The sequence below is a fragment of the Klebsiella sp. GFKo11 genome (assembly GCF_056490265.1).
Genome location: NZ_CM151369.1, coordinates 5,224,938 through 5,241,891, shown reverse-complemented (window position 1 = coordinate 5,241,891; position 16,954 = coordinate 5,224,938). Strand labels below are relative to the sequence as shown.

General features: G+C 52.6%; 16 protein-coding genes. 10 read left to right on the top strand and 6 right to left on the bottom strand.

Annotation, left to right across the window (positions count from 1 at the left end; all coding sequences use genetic code 11):
* Positions 1 to 21: 21 nt before the first annotated feature.
* The 9 genes from murC (at position 22) to mutT (ending at position 10,712) form a co-directional block, all read left to right on the top strand.
* Positions 22 to 1,497, top strand: a complete 1,476-nt coding sequence (gene murC / locus AC07P6_RS25205) for a UDP-N-acetylmuramate--L-alanine ligase (protein WP_181483597.1) — start codon at positions 22 to 24, stop codon at positions 1,495 to 1,497.
* Positions 1,490 to 2,410: a D-alanine--D-alanine ligase gene (locus AC07P6_RS25200; protein ID WP_478314954.1), complete on the top strand. Its 921-nt coding sequence runs from the start codon at positions 1,490 to 1,492 to the stop codon at positions 2,408 to 2,410. The genes murC and AC07P6_RS25200 overlap by 8 nt, the downstream gene beginning before the upstream one ends.
* A gap of 1 nt (position 2,411) precedes the next feature.
* Positions 2,412 to 3,245 (top strand): cell division protein FtsQ, encoded by an 834-nt coding sequence (gene ftsQ / locus AC07P6_RS25195; RefSeq protein WP_142512308.1) that lies wholly within the window; start codon positions 2,412 to 2,414, stop codon positions 3,243 to 3,245.
* Positions 3,242 to 4,498: a cell division protein FtsA gene (ftsA, locus tag AC07P6_RS25190; RefSeq protein ID WP_004098594.1), complete on the top strand. Its 1,257-nt coding sequence runs from the start codon at positions 3,242 to 3,244 to the stop codon at positions 4,496 to 4,498. The genes ftsQ and ftsA overlap by 4 nt, the downstream gene beginning before the upstream one ends.
* A 62-nt stretch (positions 4,499 to 4,560) precedes the next feature.
* On the top strand, positions 4,561 to 5,712 hold the full coding sequence (gene ftsZ / locus AC07P6_RS25185) for a cell division protein FtsZ (protein ID WP_110272552.1): 1,152 nt from the start codon (positions 4,561 to 4,563) through the stop codon (positions 5,710 to 5,712).
* Between the two features lie 100 nt (positions 5,713 to 5,812).
* Positions 5,813 to 6,730, top strand: coding sequence for a UDP-3-O-acyl-N-acetylglucosamine deacetylase (gene lpxC / locus AC07P6_RS25180; RefSeq protein WP_110272551.1), 918 nt, complete (start codon positions 5,813 to 5,815; stop codon positions 6,728 to 6,730).
* Between the two features lie 252 nt (positions 6,731 to 6,982).
* Positions 6,983 to 7,492 (top strand): secA translation cis-regulator SecM, encoded by a 510-nt coding sequence (secM, locus tag AC07P6_RS25175; RefSeq protein WP_167492826.1) that lies wholly within the window; start codon positions 6,983 to 6,985, stop codon positions 7,490 to 7,492.
* Between the two features lie 61 nt (positions 7,493 to 7,553).
* Positions 7,554 to 10,259, top strand: coding sequence for a preprotein translocase subunit SecA (secA, locus tag AC07P6_RS25170; protein ID WP_181483595.1), 2,706 nt, complete (start codon positions 7,554 to 7,556; stop codon positions 10,257 to 10,259).
* A gap of 60 nt (positions 10,260 to 10,319) precedes the next feature.
* Complete coding sequence (gene mutT / locus AC07P6_RS25165) at positions 10,320 to 10,712, top strand: 8-oxo-dGTP diphosphatase MutT (protein WP_181483594.1); 393 nt, start codon at positions 10,320 to 10,322, stop codon at positions 10,710 to 10,712.
* Positions 10,713 to 10,777: 65 nt separating this feature from the next.
* Here mutT and yacG read toward each other — a convergent pair whose 3' ends face one another.
* Genes yacG through coaE form a run of 3 tightly spaced genes read right to left on the bottom strand, consistent with a single transcriptional unit; the run spans position 10,778 to position 12,345 of the window.
* Positions 10,778 to 10,972: a DNA gyrase inhibitor YacG gene (gene yacG / locus AC07P6_RS25160; RefSeq protein WP_112215520.1), complete on the bottom strand. Its 195-nt coding sequence runs from the start codon at positions 10,970 to 10,972 to the stop codon at positions 10,778 to 10,780.
* A 9-nt stretch (positions 10,973 to 10,981) separates the two neighbouring features.
* Positions 10,982 to 11,725 carry a cell division protein ZapD gene (zapD, locus tag AC07P6_RS25155; protein WP_182236336.1) on the bottom strand — a complete coding sequence of 248 codons (744 nt, stop codon included), beginning with the start codon at positions 11,723 to 11,725 and terminating at the stop codon, positions 10,982 to 10,984.
* Positions 11,725 to 12,345, bottom strand: coding sequence for a dephospho-CoA kinase (gene coaE / locus AC07P6_RS25150; RefSeq protein ID WP_478314953.1), 621 nt, complete (start codon positions 12,343 to 12,345; stop codon positions 11,725 to 11,727). Before coaE ends, zapD begins: the two co-directional genes overlap by 1 nt.
* Positions 12,346 to 12,692: 347 nt before the next feature.
* Between coaE and AC07P6_RS25145 the strand changes: the two genes are divergently transcribed.
* Positions 12,693 to 13,736 carry a GMP reductase gene (locus AC07P6_RS25145; protein WP_112215517.1) on the top strand — a complete coding sequence of 348 codons (1,044 nt, stop codon included), beginning with the start codon at positions 12,693 to 12,695 and terminating at the stop codon, positions 13,734 to 13,736.
* A gap of 30 nt (positions 13,737 to 13,766) precedes the next feature.
* Here AC07P6_RS25145 and hofC read toward each other — a convergent pair whose 3' ends face one another.
* Genes hofC through ppdD form a run of 3 tightly spaced genes read right to left on the bottom strand, consistent with a single transcriptional unit; the run spans position 13,767 to position 16,789 of the window.
* Complete coding sequence (gene hofC / locus AC07P6_RS25140; RefSeq protein ID WP_478314952.1) at positions 13,767 to 14,972, bottom strand: protein transport protein HofC; 1,206 nt, start codon at positions 14,970 to 14,972, stop codon at positions 13,767 to 13,769.
* Positions 14,962 to 16,347 carry a type II secretion system protein GspE gene (gene gspE / locus AC07P6_RS25135; protein WP_478314951.1) on the bottom strand — a complete coding sequence of 462 codons (1,386 nt, stop codon included), beginning with the start codon at positions 16,345 to 16,347 and terminating at the stop codon, positions 14,962 to 14,964. The genes hofC and gspE overlap by 11 nt, the downstream gene beginning before the upstream one ends.
* 10 nt (positions 16,348 to 16,357) lie before the next feature.
* Complete coding sequence (ppdD, locus tag AC07P6_RS25130) at positions 16,358 to 16,789, bottom strand: prepilin peptidase-dependent pilin (protein WP_478314950.1); 432 nt, start codon at positions 16,787 to 16,789, stop codon at positions 16,358 to 16,360.
* Between the last annotated feature and the right edge of the window lie 165 nt (positions 16,790 to 16,954).

The following is a 16,954-nucleotide window of genomic DNA, read 5'->3' as shown; positions in this document are numbered from 1 at the left end:
AAGAAGTTGATGGCGTAAAGAATGAATACACAAGATCTGGCAAAACTGCGTTCCATAGTGCCCGAGATGCGTCGCGTCCGGCACATTCACTTTGTTGGCATTGGCGGTGCCGGCATGGGCGGTATTGCCGAAGTTCTGGCCAACGAAGGTTATCAGATTAGCGGCTCCGACCTGGCGCCGAATCCGGTGACTCAGCAGTTGACTCAGCTTGGCGCCACCATTTATTTCAACCATCGTCCTGAAAACGTTCGCGATGCGAGCGTAGTGGTGGTTTCCAGCGCGATCTCTGCGGAGAACCCGGAGATTGTCGCTGCCCATGAAGCACGGATTCCGGTTATTCGTCGCGCGGAGATGCTGGCGGAGCTGATGCGCTTTCGCCACGGTATTGCTATCGCCGGGACGCACGGAAAAACGACGACGACAGCGATGGTTTCCAGCATTTATGCTGAAGCGGGTCTCGATCCAACCTTCGTGAACGGTGGACTGGTGAAAGCGGCGGGTGTTCATGCGCGCCTGGGACATAGCCGGTATCTGATTGCCGAAGCGGACGAAAGCGATGCCTCGTTCCTGCACCTGCAGCCGATGGTCGCCGTGGTGACCAATATCGAAGCCGATCACATGGACACCTATCATGGCGACTTCGAAAACCTGAAGCAGACGTTTATTAACTTCCTGCATAACCTGCCGTTTTACGGACGCGCGGTGATGTGCGTGGACGATCCGGTTATCCGTGAACTGCTGCCGCGCGTTGGCCGCCAGATAACCACCTACGGATTTAGCGATGATGCCGATGTTCGTATTGAAGATTATCGCCAGGTTGGTGCTCAGGGGCATTTCCGCCTGATTCGCCAGGACAAAGATGTTATTCAGGTGACGCTCAACGCGCCAGGTCGCCACAACGCGCTAAACGCAGCGGCGGCGGTGGCTGTGGCGACGGAAGAGGGCATTGAAGATGACGCTATTCTGCATGCGCTGGAAAGCTTCCAGGGTACCGGTCGTCGTTTTGATTTCCTTGGCGAATATCCATTAGCAGAAGTAAACGGCAAAAGCGGTACCGCCATGCTGATTGATGATTATGGCCATCATCCGACGGAAGTTGATGCCACGATTAAAGCGGCGCGGGCTGGCTGGCCGGATAAAAATCTGGTCATGCTGTTTCAGCCGCACCGTTTTACTCGTACACGCGATCTGTACGACGATTTCGCCAACGTTCTGACTCAGGTTGATGCCCTGCTGATGCTTGACGTTTACTCTGCTGGCGAGGCCGCTATTCCGGGGGCTGATAGCCGTTCGCTGTGCCGCACGATTCGCGGGCGTGGCAAGGTTGATCCGATTTTGGTGTCCGATCCGGCACTGGCGGCGGAGATGCTGGCTTCTGTACTGACTGGTAACGACTTGATACTGGTTCAGGGTGCGGGAAATATTGGAAAAATCGCGCGTCACCTGGCTGAAATCAAACTGCAACCGCAAAAAATGCAGGAGGAGCGCCATGGCTGATAAAATCGCGGTCCTCTTCGGTGGCACCTCAGCGGAGCGTGAAGTCTCACTCAATTCAGGTTCAGCGGTGCTTGCTGGCCTGTGTGAAGCTGGCGTTGACGCGCATCCGGTAGATCCGCGCGATGTTGATATTACTCAGTTGAAAAACATGGGTTTTCAGAAAGCGTTTATTGCGTTACATGGCCGCGGTGGTGAAGATGGTACGTTGCAGGGGCTGCTTGAACTGATTCGATTGCCTTATACCGGCAGCGGTGTGATGGCTTCCGCTATCTCGATGGATAAGCTGCGTAGCAAATTGTTGTGGCAGGGAGCAGGATTACCCGTTGCGCCATGGGTTGCGTTGACGCGTAAACAGTTTAACGCAGGGCTTTCCGCTGACATAGAGCAGCAGATTGCTGCCCTCGGGCTGCCGCTGATTATTAAGCCCAGTCGTGAAGGCTCAAGCGTCGGCATGTCGAAAGTGAGCGAAAGCTGCACATTACAAAATGCATTGGCGCTGGCTTTTCAGCATGATGATGAAGTTCTGATCGAAAAATGGCTCAGTGGGCCGGAATTTACCGTCGCAATCGTTGGTGAAGAAATTTTACCGTCGATACGTATCCAGCCGGCAGGAACCTTCTATGATTATGAGGCGAAGTATCTCTCTGATGAGACGCAATATTTCTGCCCTGGTTTTGAAGATCCTGTACGTGAGTCAGAAATCCAGGCTCTGGTGCTGAAAGCCTGGAATACCCTTGGCTGTAATGGTTGGGGACGAATTGATGTGATGCTGGACAGCGATGGCCAGTTTTATCTGTTGGAAGCGAATACATCTCCTGGCATGACCAGCCATAGCCTGGTGCCGATGGCGGCTCGTCAGGCAGGGATGAGCTTCTCGCAGCTTGTTGTACGAATTCTGGACCTGGCGGGGTGATATGTCGCAGGCTGCGCTGAATACGCGGAACCACGAAGAAGAGGAAGAATCTTCTTCGCGTAGAAGTAATGGAACTCGCCTGGCAGGCATTTTCTTCCTGCTGGCGGTGCTATGTACCGTGCTGGTCAGCGGATGGATGGTTCTGGGTTGGATGGAAGATGCACAGCGTTTACCGCTGTCAAAGATGGTGGTTACCGGCGATCGTCACTACACGCGTAACGATGATATCCGTCAGGCGATTCTGGCGTTAGGTTCACCGGGTACCTTCATGACGCAGGACGTCAACATTATTCAAAGCCAGATTGAGCGTCTGCCGTGGATTAAGCAGGCGAGCGTTAGAAAGCAGTGGCCGGACGAATTGAAGATTCATCTGGTTGAATATGTGCCGATTGCGCGCTGGAATGATCAGCATATGGTCGACGTGGAAGGGAATTCTTTCAGCGTGCCGTCAGATCGCACCAGTAAACAGAATTTACCGATGTTATACGGCCCGGAAGGTAGCGAGAACGAAGTTCTTCAAGGATACCGCGACATGGGGCAGGTGCTGGCAAAGGATAAATTCACGTTGAAAGTGGCGGCAATGACCGCGCGCCGTTCCTGGCAGTTGACGCTTAATAACGATATTAAGCTCAATCTTGGTCGGGGCGACACCATGAAACGGCTTCAGCGCTTTATGGAACTCTACCCGGTTCTTCAGCAGCAAGCGCAGACCGACGGCAAACGGATAAGCTACGTTGATTTGCGTTATGACTCGGGGGCGGCAGTCGGTTGGGTACCGGTTCCCGTAGAGGAAACTAATCAACAACAGAATCAGGCACAGGCAGAACAACAATGATCAAGGCGACGGACAGAAAACTGGTAGTTGGACTGGAGATCGGCACCGCTAAGGTTGCCGCTTTAGTAGGGGAAGTTCTGCCCGACGGTATGATTAATATCATTGGCGTGGGCAGTTGCCCATCGCGTGGTATGGATAAAGGCGGAGTGAACGACCTGGAATCCGTGGTGAAATGCGTACAGCGCGCCATTGACCAGGCCGAACTGATGGCCGATTGCCAGATCTCGTCAGTCTATCTGGCGCTTTCAGGCAAACATATCAGCTGTCAAAATGAAATTGGTATGGTGCCGATTTCTGAAGAGGAAGTGACGCAGGATGACGTCGAGAACGTAGTGCATACCGCGAAGTCGGTTCGCGTGCGCGATGAGCATCGTGTTCTGCACGTTATTCCTCAAGAATATGCTATTGACTACCAGGAAGGGATTAAAAACCCTGTCGGACTGTCTGGTGTCCGCATGCAGGCGAAAGTGCATTTGATTACCTGCCATAACGATATGGCGAAAAATATTGTCAAAGCGGTGGAACGTTGCGGTCTGAAAGTCGACCAACTGATATTCGCCGGTTTAGCCGCTAGCTATTCCGTATTAACAGAAGATGAACGTGAACTGGGCGTCTGCGTGGTGGATATCGGCGGTGGTACAATGGATATTGCCGTCTATACCGGCGGTGCGTTGCGTCATACCAAAGTGATCCCGTATGCGGGCAACGTAGTGACCAGCGATATCGCCTACGCCTTCGGTACGCCGCCGAGCGACGCTGAAGCCATTAAGGTACGTCATGGTTGCGCGCTAGGTTCCATCGTAGGTAAAGACGAGAACGTCGAAGTACCAAGCGTGGGTGGACGTCCGCCTCGTAGTCTGCAGCGTCAGACGCTGGCTGAGGTTATTGAGCCGCGATATACCGAATTGCTCAACCTGGTAAACGAAGAGATCCTGCAACTGCAGGAGCAGCTCCGCCAGCAAGGGGTGAAGCACCATCTGGCGGCAGGAATTGTATTAACCGGCGGCGCGGCGCAAATTGAAGGTCTTGCCGCCTGTGCACAGCGAGTGTTCCATACGCAGGTACGAATCGGCGCGCCGCTGAACATTACCGGATTAACGGATTATGCCCAGGAGCCGTATTACTCAACGGCGGTTGGGCTGCTGCACTACGGGAAGGAATCTCATCTCAGTGGTGAAGCCGAAGTGGAAAAACGCGTAACGGTTGGGTCGTGGATCAAACGGCTCAACAGTTGGTTGCGAAAAGAGTTTTAATTTTTTAAGAGAACGCAGAAAATTAGCGTTCTCAGGCGACAGGCACAACGGAGAGAGAAATTATGTTTGAACCTATGGAACTGACCAACGACGCGGTGATTAAAGTCATCGGCGTCGGTGGCGGCGGCGGTAACGCCGTTGAGCATATGGTGCGCGAGCGCATTGAGGGTGTTGAATTTTTTGCGGTGAACACCGACGCGCAGGCTTTGCGCAAAACAGCGGTTGGCCAGACGATTCAGATCGGTAGCGGTATTACCAAAGGTCTGGGTGCAGGCGCAAACCCGGAAGTTGGCCGTAATGCGGCGGATGAAGATCGTGAAGCGCTGCGCGCTGCTCTTGACGGCGCAGACATGGTATTTATCGCAGCCGGTATGGGCGGCGGTACCGGAACCGGTGCGGCACCTGTTGTCGCTGAAGTAGCAAAAGATTTAGGTATCCTGACCGTTGCCGTCGTGACCAAGCCTTTCAATTTCGAAGGCAAGAAGCGCATGGCATTCGCTGAGCAGGGGATTACCGAGCTGTCCAAGCACGTAGACTCGCTGATCACTATCCCGAACGACAAGCTGCTGAAAGTCCTGGGCCGCGGTATCTCACTGCTTGACGCTTTTGGCGCAGCAAACGACGTGCTGAAAGGCGCGGTGCAGGGGATCGCCGAATTGATTACCCGTCCGGGTCTGATGAACGTCGACTTTGCAGACGTGCGTACCGTGATGTCTGAAATGGGCTACGCGATGATGGGCTCCGGTGTGGCGAGCGGTGAAGACCGTGCAGAAGAAGCGGCTGAAATGGCTATTTCTTCCCCGCTGCTGGAAGATATCGATCTGTCCGGCGCGCGCGGCGTACTGGTCAACATCACCGCGGGCTTCGATCTGCGTCTGGATGAGTTCGAGACCGTAGGTAACACTATTCGTGCATTTGCTTCGGATAACGCGACCGTGGTTATCGGTACTTCTCTGGACCCGGATATGAACGACGAGCTGCGCGTGACCGTTGTTGCAACTGGTATCGGTATGGACAAACGTCCAGAAATTACCCTGGTAACCAACAAACAGGTTCAGCAGCCGGTGATGGATCGTTACCAGCAGCACGGTATGTCTCCATTGAATCAAGAGCAGAAACCGGCAGCTAAAGTGGTGAACGACAATACGCCACAAACTGCAAAAGAGCCGGATTATCTGGATATTCCAGCGTTCCTGCGTAAGCAAGCCGACTAAGAATTGGCTGGAAGTTGGGCATCTGCGCTCTTTGTGCTAAACTGGCCTGCCGAATGTATTGTACACTTCGGTTGGATAGGTAACTTGGCGAGATTATACGATGATCAAACAAAGGACTCTTAAACGTATCGTTCAGGCGACTGGCGTCGGTTTGCATACCGGCAAAAAGGTCACACTGACGTTACGCCCTGCGCCGGCAAATACCGGGGTCATCTATCGTCGCACCGACTTGAATCCACCGGTTGATTTTCCGGCTGATGCCAAATCTGTGCGTGATACCATGCTCTGTACTTGCCTGGTCAACGAGCATGACGTGCGGATATCGACGGTCGAACACCTCAATGCCGCACTAGCTGGCTTAGGTATCGACAACATTGTTATTGAAGTCGATGCCCCGGAAGTCCCGATTATGGACGGTAGTGCGGCTCCGTTCGTTTATCTGTTGCTGGATGCCGGCATTGATGAACTGAACTGCGCTAAGAAATTTGTACGTATCAAAGAGACAGTTCGCGTTGAAGATGGCGATAAATGGGCTGAATTCAAACCGTATAATGGTTTTTCACTGGACTTCACCATTGATTTTAACCATCCGGCGATTGATTCCAGCAGCCAGCGCTATGCAATGAACTTCTCGGCTGATGCGTTTATGCGCCAAATTAGCCGCGCGCGTACCTTCGGTTTCATGCGTGATATCGAATATCTGCAGTCCCGTGGCCTGTGCCTGGGCGGCAGCTTCGATTGTGCCATCGTTGTTGACGATTATCGCGTACTGAACGAAGACGGTCTGCGCTTTGAAGATGAGTTTGTCCGCCATAAAATGCTGGATGCGATTGGTGACCTGTTTATGTGTGGTCACAATATCATCGGTGCATTCACGGCGTACAAATCCGGTCACGCGTTGAATAACAAACTGCTGCAGGCTGTTCTGGCAAAACAGGAAGCCTGGGAGTATGTGACTTTCGAAGACGACGCAGAAATGCCGCTGGCATTCCGTGCACCGACGTTGGTTATGGCATAAGCCTGACCATGCAGTAAATTCGACTGGTAACCTGGTACTCTCTCCGGCCAGGGAACCAGTCGTTTTTCTTTCTGAGTTTCCAGTCCTGTATTCTGCTCCGATCTTTCTTCTGCATTTATCGTGCGTTCGCTCCTTTTTTAAACGTTTTTACCCCGCGTAAGCCTTCATTCCTGCTGCTGTGATGGCGTATTAATGTTAATATTTGGGCGCAAAATATTTCTCAGGGTTGCTACCAACATAAAGGTAATGTAAGTGAGTGGATTGCTGACGCGCTGGCGACAGTTTGGCAGACGGTATTTTTGGCCGCATCTCCTGTTGGGGATGGTCGCGGCTAGCCTTGGCCTGCCTGCGCTTAGTAATGCTCATGAGCATGAAACCGCATCACCTGCAAAAACGACATCCAGCAACCATAACCCGGCTAAAGTTAACTTCTCTCAGCTGGCACTGCTGGAATCCTCCAATCGTCGCCCCAATTTCACGGTTGATTACTGGCATCAGCACGCTATTCGCACGGTTATTCGTCACCTGTCATTTGCGATGGCACCGCAGGTGTTGCCGGTAGCCGAAGAATCTTCGCCGCTTCAGGCACAACATCTGGCCCTGCTCGACACGCTCAGCGCGCTGCTGACGCAGGAGAGCAAACCGCCAGCCATTGTCCGCCAGGTGGCATATAACCCGTCCTGGTCTCATTGTGCATTTCGTGTCTGTACCTGGATTAGCCAGGTAACGGGTATCCGCGCCGGGCCTCAACGTCTCAGCTGAAACAAAAACGAACCTTTCTATTTTTTGTGACTCCGCATCGCGGGGCGTTTGAGATTTTATTATGCTAATCAAATTATTAACTAAAGTATTCGGTAGCCGTAATGACCGTACACTGCGTCGTATGCGCAAAGCCGTCAACGTCATCAATGCCATGGAACCGTCCATGGAAAAACTTTCTGATGATGAGCTGAAGGCTAAAACCGTCGAGTTCCGTGCTCGTCTGGAAAAAGGCGAAAGCCTGGAGAGTTTGATTCCAGAAGCCTTCGCGGTGGTACGCGAAGCCAGTAAGCGTGTTTTTGGTATGCGCCACTTTGATGTCCAGCTGCTGGGCGGGATGGTGCTTAATGAGCGCTGCATCGCGGAGATGCGTACTGGTGAAGGTAAAACCCTGACCGCAACCCTGCCAGCATATCTTAATGCATTGACTGGTAAAGGCGTACACGTGGTTACCGTCAACGATTACCTGGCGCAACGTGATGCGGAAAACAACCGCCCGCTGTTTGAGTTCCTCGGGATGAGCGTGGGTATCAACATGTCTGGTCTGCCAGCTCCGGCCAAGCGCGAAGCATACGGTGCAGATATTACCTACGGCACTAACAATGAATATGGTTTTGACTATCTGCGCGACAACATGGCGTTTAGTCCTGAAGAACGCGTACAGCGCAAACTGCACTATGCGCTGGTGGATGAGGTGGATTCCATCCTGATTGATGAAGCGCGTACCCCACTTATCATTTCTGGCCCGGCTGAAGACAGCTCCGAAATGTATAAGAAAGTGAACAAAATCATCCCGCATCTGGTGCGTCAGGAGAAAGAAGATTCTGAGACCTTTACCGGTGAAGGTCACTTCTCTGTCGATGAGAAAGCGCGTCAGGTTAACCTGACTGAACGCGGTCTGGTGTTGATTGAAGAGCTTCTGGTTAACGAAGGCATCATGGATGAAGGTGAGTCTCTTTACTCACCGACTAACATCATGCTGATGCATCACGTTACCGCCGCGCTGCGTGCTCATGTACTGTTCACGCGTGACGTTGATTACATCGTTAAAGATGGCGAAGTTATCATCGTCGACGAACATACCGGTCGTACTATGCAAGGTCGTCGCTGGTCAGATGGCCTGCATCAGGCCGTTGAAGCGAAAGAAGGCGTTGATATCCAGAACGAAAACCAGACGCTGGCCTCCATCACCTTCCAGAACTATTTCCGTCTGTATGAGAAACTGGCGGGGATGACCGGTACTGCCGATACCGAAGCCTTTGAATTTAGCTCGATCTACAAACTGGATACCGTTGTGGTTCCGACCAACCGCCCGATGATTCGTAAAGATATGGCGGACCTGGTCTATATGACCGAAGCGGAAAAAATTCAGGCCATTATTGAAGATATCAAAGAGCGTACTGCCGCGGGTCAGCCGGTCCTGGTGGGGACTATTTCCATTGAAAAATCGGAAGTGGTCTCTAACGAATTAACTAAAGCTGGTATCAAGCACAACGTTCTGAACGCTAAGTTCCACGCCAGTGAGGCCGATATCGTTGCTCAGGCAGGCTATCCCTCAACCGTAACTATCGCAACCAACATGGCGGGCCGTGGGACCGATATTGTGCTGGGTGGTAGCTGGCAGGCTGAAGTTGCAGAGCTGGAAGATCCGACGCCGGAGCAGATTGCTCAGATCAAAGCTGACTGGCAGGTTCGCCACGAAGCTGTATTGGCTGCAGGCGGCCTGCATATCATTGGTACCGAGCGTCACGAATCTCGCCGTATTGATAACCAGCTCCGTGGCCGTTCAGGTCGTCAAGGGGATGCCGGTTCTTCCCGTTTCTATCTGTCGATGGAAGATGCGCTGATGCGTATTTTTGCCTCTGACCGTGTGTCGGGCATGATGCGTAAATTGGGCATGAAGCCTGGCGAAGCGATTGAGCACCCTTGGGTGACCAAGGCGATTGCCAATGCTCAGCGTAAAGTGGAAAGCCGTAACTTTGATATTCGTAAGCAACTGTTGGAATATGATGATGTTGCTAACGACCAGCGTCGCGCAATCTACAGCCAGCGTAACGAGCTGTTGGATGTGTCTGATGTGAGCGAAACTATTAACAGCATCCGCGAAGACGTTTTTAAAGTGACTATTGATGCGCACATTCCGCCGCAGTCACTGGAGGAAATGTGGGATGTTGAAGGCTTGCAGGAACGTCTGAAAAACGACTTCGATCTCGACATGCCAATCAAAGAGTGGCTGGATAAAGAGCCGGAGCTGCATGAAGAAACCCTGCGCGAGCGTATTCTGCAGAGCGCCATCGAAACTTATCAGCGTAAGGAAGAAGTTGTTGGCGCTGAGATGATGCGTCACTTCGAGAAAGGCGTCATGCTGCAGACTCTGGACTCCCTTTGGAAAGAGCATCTGGCGGCAATGGACTACCTGCGTCAGGGTATCCACCTGCGCGGCTATGCGCAGAAAGATCCGAAGCAGGAATATAAGCGTGAATCCTTCTCAATGTTCGCTTCTATGCTGGAATCGCTGAAATATGAAGTGATTAGCACGTTGAGCAAGGTCCAGGTGCGGATGCCGGAAGAGGTTGAGGCGATGGAACAGCAGCGTCGTGAAGAGGCTGAACGTCTCGCGCAGATGCAGCAGCTTAGTCATCAGGATGATGACACCGCCGCCGCTGCCGCACTGGCAGAGCAAACTGGCGATCGCAAAGTGGGCCGTAACGATCCTTGCCCATGCGGTTCTGGGAAAAAATTCAAGCAGTGCCACGGTCGCCTGAGCTAAGCTCTACAACATTAAACATAAAGGCGCAGATATCTGCGCCTTTTTTATGGAATGAATACAATGAAGAAACTGCAAATCTCAGTCGGTATCATCCGCAATCCGCAAGGCGAAATTTTTATAACACAGCGGTCTGCTGATGCACATATGGCGAATAAACTTGAATTTCCCGGTGGAAAAATTGAAGAAGGTGAGTCGTCAGAGCAGGCATTAGTTCGTGAATTGCAGGAAGAAGTGGGCATTACGGTTAAATCGTGCCGACTGTTCGATAAGCTGGAATATCAGTTTCCTGACCGCCATATCACGCTGTGGTTCTGGCTGGTAGATGTCTGGGAAGGTGAACCGTGGGGGAAAGAGGGACAACCTGGCCGTTGGATGGCGCAGAATGCGCTGAATGCTGAGGATTTCCCTCCCGCAAATGAGCCTGTGATTGCAAAATTAGTTCAAAACTCGTGAGCCATTATTCGGTAAATTATGGCGGGAGCGCTATGCTTGCCCGCCTTAAGAAAAAAACCGACGACTTACTCTTTCTCTTCGCTCCAGCCATCGCTGTCTGATAGATCGCTACTGCTTGGGATGCGTTTTTCTTCTGCTGCCCATTCGCCTAAATCAATAAGCTGGCAACGCTTGGAGCAAAAAGGGCGATACGGGCTCTGTTCATTCCAGACCACAATTTTGCTGCAGGTTGGGCAATTGACGGTTATCTCTTCTGACATATTTTCTCCTTAACAACAGGCCAGTTCAAAATCAAAACGCTCTGGCACGATGCCATGCTCGCTGTCCAGCGGCAAAAAGCGGATAGCAAAACGGCTCTTATGACCGGATATTTGCGGGTACAGCTGGCTGGCAAGATCCAAACGCAGGCGTAACAGATCGGCATCCTCGCCGTTATCCTGATAAAAACCGTTCAGGCTGGTCTGCTTGCGAAAGGCGGCTGAGTTGCGGATCAGATCGAGAATGAGCACCAGCGATTGTGACAGAGGGTCGAGGCTGGACAGCCACTTGCCAACCTGTTCATCGCGATATTCCTGGGGCATATGCAACCAGATATGTAGCGTTGGGAGATCAAAGCTGCAGCAACCGCCGGGGATACTTAAGCGTTGACGCACCAGTCCGACCAGGCGATCTTCGCGCAGATATTGACCAATGCGAGGGGCTGAGATCAGCATGCTGGATAACTGCTTCAACTGCTGGCGCAGCGTATTGATACGTTCCTGATCGACACCAGGGACTTCTGCCCAGGATTGTAATTTCCGCTGTTGGCGTTCCAGCTCTTTCATCAGATCGGTACGGACTTCGCCACGTTCAAGGACATCTAAGAGATCGCCGATATTACGGAAAAAATGAAGCGCATCCGCATGGCTGGTGATAGTTGGGTATACGGATAGCTGCTGAAGCAAAAACTCAATACGCAACCAGGTGCGCATTTTTTCATTGAGCGGATGTTCAAATAGAACAGGGGTATGCATTACGTTTTTTCCTGTGAGGCGGCCTGCAATGCCAGCGTTTGATACTTTTTATGCAGGCGGGCGACATCTGCTGCAATAGCCGCAGGTGGACCCATATTTTCAATAATATCATCCGCAACGGCAAGGCGCTGCTCGCGCGTGGCCTGAGCGGCGAGAATATGTTCCGCATGTTGGCGGCTGACCCGATCGCGGAGCATCGTGCGCTCTATTTGCGTCTCTTTTGGCACATCGACAACCAGTACGCGATCGGCTTTGGCGGACAAACGATTTTCGACCAGTAATGGTACGACCCAGAGAATATAAGACGAGGTTGCAAGCTGCATCTGTCGACGTGTTTCCTGCTGAATTTGGGGGTGCAACAGCGCGTTAAGCCAGGTTTTATCCTTAGCATGAGCAAAGATGTGTTCACGCAGAGCGCGACGGTTCAGCGTTCCGTCTACGTTGAGTATCTGCTGGCCGAAGCGTTCAGCGATAGCATCAAGCGCCGGGGTTCCGGGCTCTACAACCTGACGTGCGATAACATCGGCATCGATAACGTTAACTCCAAGATGTGCAAATGCATCGGCTACGGTACTTTTACCACTGCCGATGCCGCCCGTTAACGCTACCGTGTACTTCATAGGCTTCAATCCTGAAACTGACAACATGCACATTTTTCTTTGAGACAGTCCGCTATTCACGGCGAGACTACACTGTGGTGGCGGTTTTTATCGGTTGGTTGTCAAACCGATAAATTGCTTTCACAACGCATTCTGGTTTTTTTGTACATGTAAATCAATTGGTTAAAAATGATACGTTGATGATTGAGTGTTGCAAAATCACTTTTGGCTATTCACCAGGTAAATTTATACGATTGTAGCGTAAAAAAAGTGAAAATCGCAGTCTTGCGCGGTCATGATTCGTGCGTATGATAACGTCACTGGAGTTGTGCTCTCACAATAATGCAATTAACCCCAGGAATTCGCACATGCGTATTGAAGAAGATTTGAAGCTTGGTTTTAAAGACGTTCTTATCCGCCCGAAACGTTCTACCCTCAAAAGCCGTTCTGATGTACAGCTGGAACGTGAATTCACCTTCAAACACTCTGGCCAGACCTGGTCCGGTGTGCCAATCATTGCGGCCAATATGGATACTGTCGGCACCTTTGCTATGGCTAAAGCTCTGGCCTCCTTTGGCGTTCTGACTGCAGTCCATAAGCATTACAGCGTTGAGCAGTGGCAGGCGTTTGTACAGGGCGAATCCGCAGATATAGTGAAACACGTCATGGTCTCTACTGGCACTTCAAATGCAGACTTTGAAAAAACTCAACAGATCCTGACCCAGAATCCGCAGCTTAGCTTCGTGTGTATTGACGTCGCAAATGGTTATTCCGAACACTTTGTGCAGTTTGTTGCCAAAGCCCGCGAAGCCTGGCCGCAAAAAACCATTATTGCGGGTAACGTTGTTACAGGTGAAATGTGTGAAGAATTGGTTCTTTCTGGCGCTGATATTGTGAAAGTCGGTATCGGCCCGGGCTCTGTGTGTACTACCCGTGTGAAAACCGGCGTGGGCTACCCTCAGCTTTCCGCTGTTATCGAATGTGCCGATGCGGCACATGGCCTGGGCGGGCAGATCATTAGTGATGGTGGCTGTACCATGCCTGGCGATGTGGCTAAGGCATTCGGCGGTGGTGCTGATTTCGTGATGCTGGGCGGTATGCTGGCAGGTCACGAAGAGAGCGGCGGTACCGTAGTTGAAGAAAATGGTGAAAAATTCATGCTGTTTTACGGTATGAGCTCTGAATCAGCAATGACCCGTCACGTTGGCGGCGTCGCTCAGTATCGTGCAGCAGAAGGTAAAACTGTTAAGCTGCCTCTGCGCGGTCCGGTTGAAAATACCGCGCGTGATATCCTCGGCGGCCTGCGTTCAGCGTGTACCTATGTGGGTGCTTCACGCCTGAAGGAACTGACCAAGCGTACTACCTTCATTCGCGTACAGGAACAAGAGAACCGCGTGTTCAATAGCCTGTAATGCCTCTCGCTGGCGCATTCGCGCCAGCGTTTATCCGCCCATCCCGCTAATGGCATCACCCAGATGAAAAATGGGTAAGTACATTGCCACAACCAGCACTCCGACAATCGCTCCAGTTATCACCAGCATTATAGGTTCAAGTAGGGTTGCCAGGTTATCTGCCTGCTGATGCGTTTGCTCACTATGATGGCGAGCCAGATTCTCCAGCATAGTATCTAACGAACCTGAAGCTTCACCGGTACGAATGAGTTGTAGACAGAGCGGTGTAAAACCTCCGCTATGAGTCAGCGCCTGCCAGATGGGTTCTCCATGGGTAATTTGCAGACCGACCTGCTGGAGCCTTTGTCGCCATAACGGGCAGCTTAGGGTTTCCTCCACGCTTTGCAGGCCCTGTAAGAAGCTGATACCCGCGCTTTGCGTTAACGCAAGTACGGTGAAAATCTGGCTAAGTCGTTGCCCACTCAGCAATTTACCAAATACTGGCAGCGCGTGGAGTAGCTTTTGGCGATGCAGCAACCAGCCTGGTCTCTGGCGAATCAGCCGATTAATAATTGCAGGTAAAACGACCAGTACAGCCAGAACAGGCCAATAGTGAGTTAACCCATCGCCGACGCTCATCACCGCTCGGGTCAGTAATGGTAGCGGAGTATTGAAGGTTTGATAGATAGCGGCGAACTCCGGTAAGACGAAGCACAGCATCCCCATGACCACCAGCAGCGCCAGGGATAAAATAATAATCGGATAGCGCAGCGCTTTTTTCACTTTCTCGCTAAGAAGCAGCTGTTCTCGCTGCTGAAGGGCTAACTGTGTGCAGCAAAGCTCCAGCTTGCCGGTGAGCTCACCGGTACGGATCATGGCCAAATAGAGTGGGGGAAATACTTCAGGCCATTTCTCCAGGGCAGCCGAAAGTGAAATGCCTTGCGCCAGGTCATCAGCCAGCGTTTGCAGCAGGGCCTGCCATTGTGCGTTGGGTTGCTGTTGCGCCAGCAGTTCCAACCCCTCCGCCAGTGGGAGGCCAGCTTGCAGTAGCGCGGCTAGCTGGCGGATGATTTCACCGCTGTGGCGTGGATGCCACAGTGAATTTTGCACGCTACAGCGGCGCAGCGTCAGTGGGATGATTCGCTCCTGTTGCAACATCTGCAATGCCAGCGGGCGATTCTCTTTCCAAAGCGTGCCCTGGCAGGGGACGCCCTGAACATCGATACCACGCCAGCGCCACAGTCGCTTAGTCGCCATGTGGGATCCCCAGAACGCGAACCACCTCTTCGAGGCTGGTCAGTCCTCGTTCCACGGCCAGACAGCCGCTTTCAAACAGCGTCATCATTCCCGATTCTCGCGCCAGGGATTCGATTTCGGTAGCGCTAAGCTCCTGAGTTATGGCTTGCCGTAGCGCGGTGTTAACGGGTAAAAGCTCAAATAGCGCCAGTCGCCCGTAGTAGCCGTGATAACAGTGCTGGCAGCCCGGAGCCTGCCAGCGAGGAAGCGCTCGTGGCCACAGGCTATGCGGGACATCGGCCGAGCTGCCGGTTTCCCGGCGACAGTGTGGGCACAACCTGCGCACAAGGCGTTGAGCAACAACCAGCGAGAGTGCTGATGAGATCATCCAGCGAGCGACGCCCATTTGCTGCAGGCGCACCAGGGTTTCGCTGGTCGAATTGGTGTGTAAGGTAGAGAGGACCAGGTGTCCGGTTTGCGCCGCTTTTATCGCAATTTCAGCCGTTTCCGCATCGCGTATTTCGCCCACCATTACGATGTCGGGGTCCTGACGCAGCAGGGCGCGCAGTACGCTATGGAAGGTTAGCCCGGCACGGGGATTAATCTGCGTCTGATTCATCCCCACAATCGGAATCTCCAGCGGATCTTCCACGCTACAGATGTTTACCTCATCGCGATTTCTCGCCTGCAGCGCGCTATATAAGGTGACGGTTTTTCCGCTTCCCGTTGGGCCTGTGACCAACAGCAGACCCTGCGGTTGGTTAAGCGCCGAGCGAAAGTCAGCAAGCTGTTGAGAGGAGAGCCCTAGCGCTTCGAGATCCAGAGCTTGTTCGACCTGGTGTAATAAACGCAGAACGATTTTCTCTCCGCCGCGGCAGGGAAGCGTAGCGATACGAAAAGAGACCGGGCGATCGGCAAGCGTAAGAGTAAACTGACCGTCCTGCGGTAAACGGTGCTCGGCGATATCCAGATTACTCAACACTTTCAGCCGGGCCGTAATCGGCGCGGCAAGCTCCAGGGCCAGAGGCGAAAGCGGGTGCAGCACGCCGTCTACCCGCAGGCGAATTCTCAGGTGGTTTTCGCCAGGTTCGATATGAATATCGGACGCGCGTTGACGTAGGGCTTGTTCCAGGATGTGATTAACCTGTTCAACTACGCTTGCCGAGGCTTCATTATGCATTGGGGCTACTGCTATCCCTGGTGTCTGTAGCCGTTTGTCCATCCGGTCCTGACTCCAGCACTCGATATCGATTCGTTTCTGGGTCGCGAAGCGTAGTGCTTCCATAAGCTCTGGTGCTGGCGCATCTACAACGGCGATGGCAATGGTGTGCGCATCGCTGTTGAGCAGTAATGCCTGGTAGCGCTGGCACAGAGGTATCAATTGTTCAGTTTTCATTGCCTCGCCCTCAGTTAAAACGGAATACGTCTTCGCAGGCTTGCTTAAGCGCGCTGTCGCCGGTAATGCTGCAAACGCGCTGCCAGCCGGTGATACCGTTAGCGTTATCCCAGCTTGGAGTCATCGTGACGCTTAAGTCATTGAGGCTTTCCCGGCCGGTGAGCGTGACAACGCCGGTGGCGACGCTCATTGCCGAGACGTAACGCGTGGTAGCGGGTGAGGGGATGCCATTGCTGCCGCCATCACAGGTTGTTAATCCTCCGTGCTCTAGCGCGCAAAGCTCAATGGCGGTGCGAAAAGGTACAAATGTTTGCAGCATGTCGGTGAGAGCCGCTTTTCGCAGGTAGTTCTGGTAAGCAGGAATGCCGATAGCGCTGAGAATTGCGATGATCCCAATGACCACCATCAGTTCAATAAGGGTAAAGCCACGTTGTTTATCCATAAGTTGCTCCTTGTTGTTTTCGGGAGCACTTTGCCGGGCTTTAATCCGCTGTGCGAGTCGCTGATCGCGCCTAAGGAAGCAAGGTTCCAGGCTTTTTTTGCGGGTTGCATTGAGGGATTATCGGTGTGCGAGTCGGCTCGCAAAAAGAGCCCCGGTGCAGGATAT

Bases quoted from the DNA above. Each gene is read 5' to 3' on its own strand.
- murC (WP_181483597.1), top strand. From the start codon at position 22: ATGAATACACAAGATCTGGCAAAACTGCGTTCCATAGTGCCCGAGATG.
- AC07P6_RS25200 (WP_478314954.1), top strand. From the start codon at position 1,490: ATGGCTGATAAAATCGCGGTCCTCTTCGGTGGCACCTCAGCGGAGCGT.
- ftsQ (WP_142512308.1), top strand. From the start codon at position 2,412: ATGTCGCAGGCTGCGCTGAATACGCGGAACCACGAAGAAGAGGAAGAA.
- ftsA (WP_004098594.1), top strand. From the start codon at position 3,242: ATGATCAAGGCGACGGACAGAAAACTGGTAGTTGGACTGGAGATCGGC.
- ftsZ (WP_110272552.1), top strand. From the start codon at position 4,561: ATGTTTGAACCTATGGAACTGACCAACGACGCGGTGATTAAAGTCATC.
- lpxC (WP_110272551.1), top strand. From the start codon at position 5,813: ATGATCAAACAAAGGACTCTTAAACGTATCGTTCAGGCGACTGGCGTC.
- secA (WP_181483595.1), top strand. From the start codon at position 7,554: ATGCTAATCAAATTATTAACTAAAGTATTCGGTAGCCGTAATGACCGT.
- mutT (WP_181483594.1), top strand. From the start codon at position 10,320: ATGAAGAAACTGCAAATCTCAGTCGGTATCATCCGCAATCCGCAAGGC.
- yacG (WP_112215520.1), bottom strand. From the start codon at position 10,972: ATGTCAGAAGAGATAACCGTCAATTGCCCAACCTGCAGCAAAATTGTG.
- zapD (WP_182236336.1), bottom strand. From the start codon at position 11,725: ATGCATACCCCTGTTCTATTTGAACATCCGCTCAATGAAAAAATGCGC.
- coaE (WP_478314953.1), bottom strand. From the start codon at position 12,345: ATGAAGTACACGGTAGCGTTAACGGGCGGCATCGGCAGTGGTAAAAGT.
- AC07P6_RS25145 (WP_112215517.1), top strand. From the start codon at position 12,693: ATGCGTATTGAAGAAGATTTGAAGCTTGGTTTTAAAGACGTTCTTATC.
- hofC (WP_478314952.1), bottom strand. From the start codon at position 14,972: ATGGCGACTAAGCGACTGTGGCGCTGGCGTGGTATCGATGTTCAGGGC.
- gspE (WP_478314951.1), bottom strand. From the start codon at position 16,347: ATGAAAACTGAACAATTGATACCTCTGTGCCAGCGCTACCAGGCATTA.
- ppdD (WP_478314950.1), bottom strand. From the start codon at position 16,789: ATGGATAAACAACGTGGCTTTACCCTTATTGAACTGATGGTGGTCATT.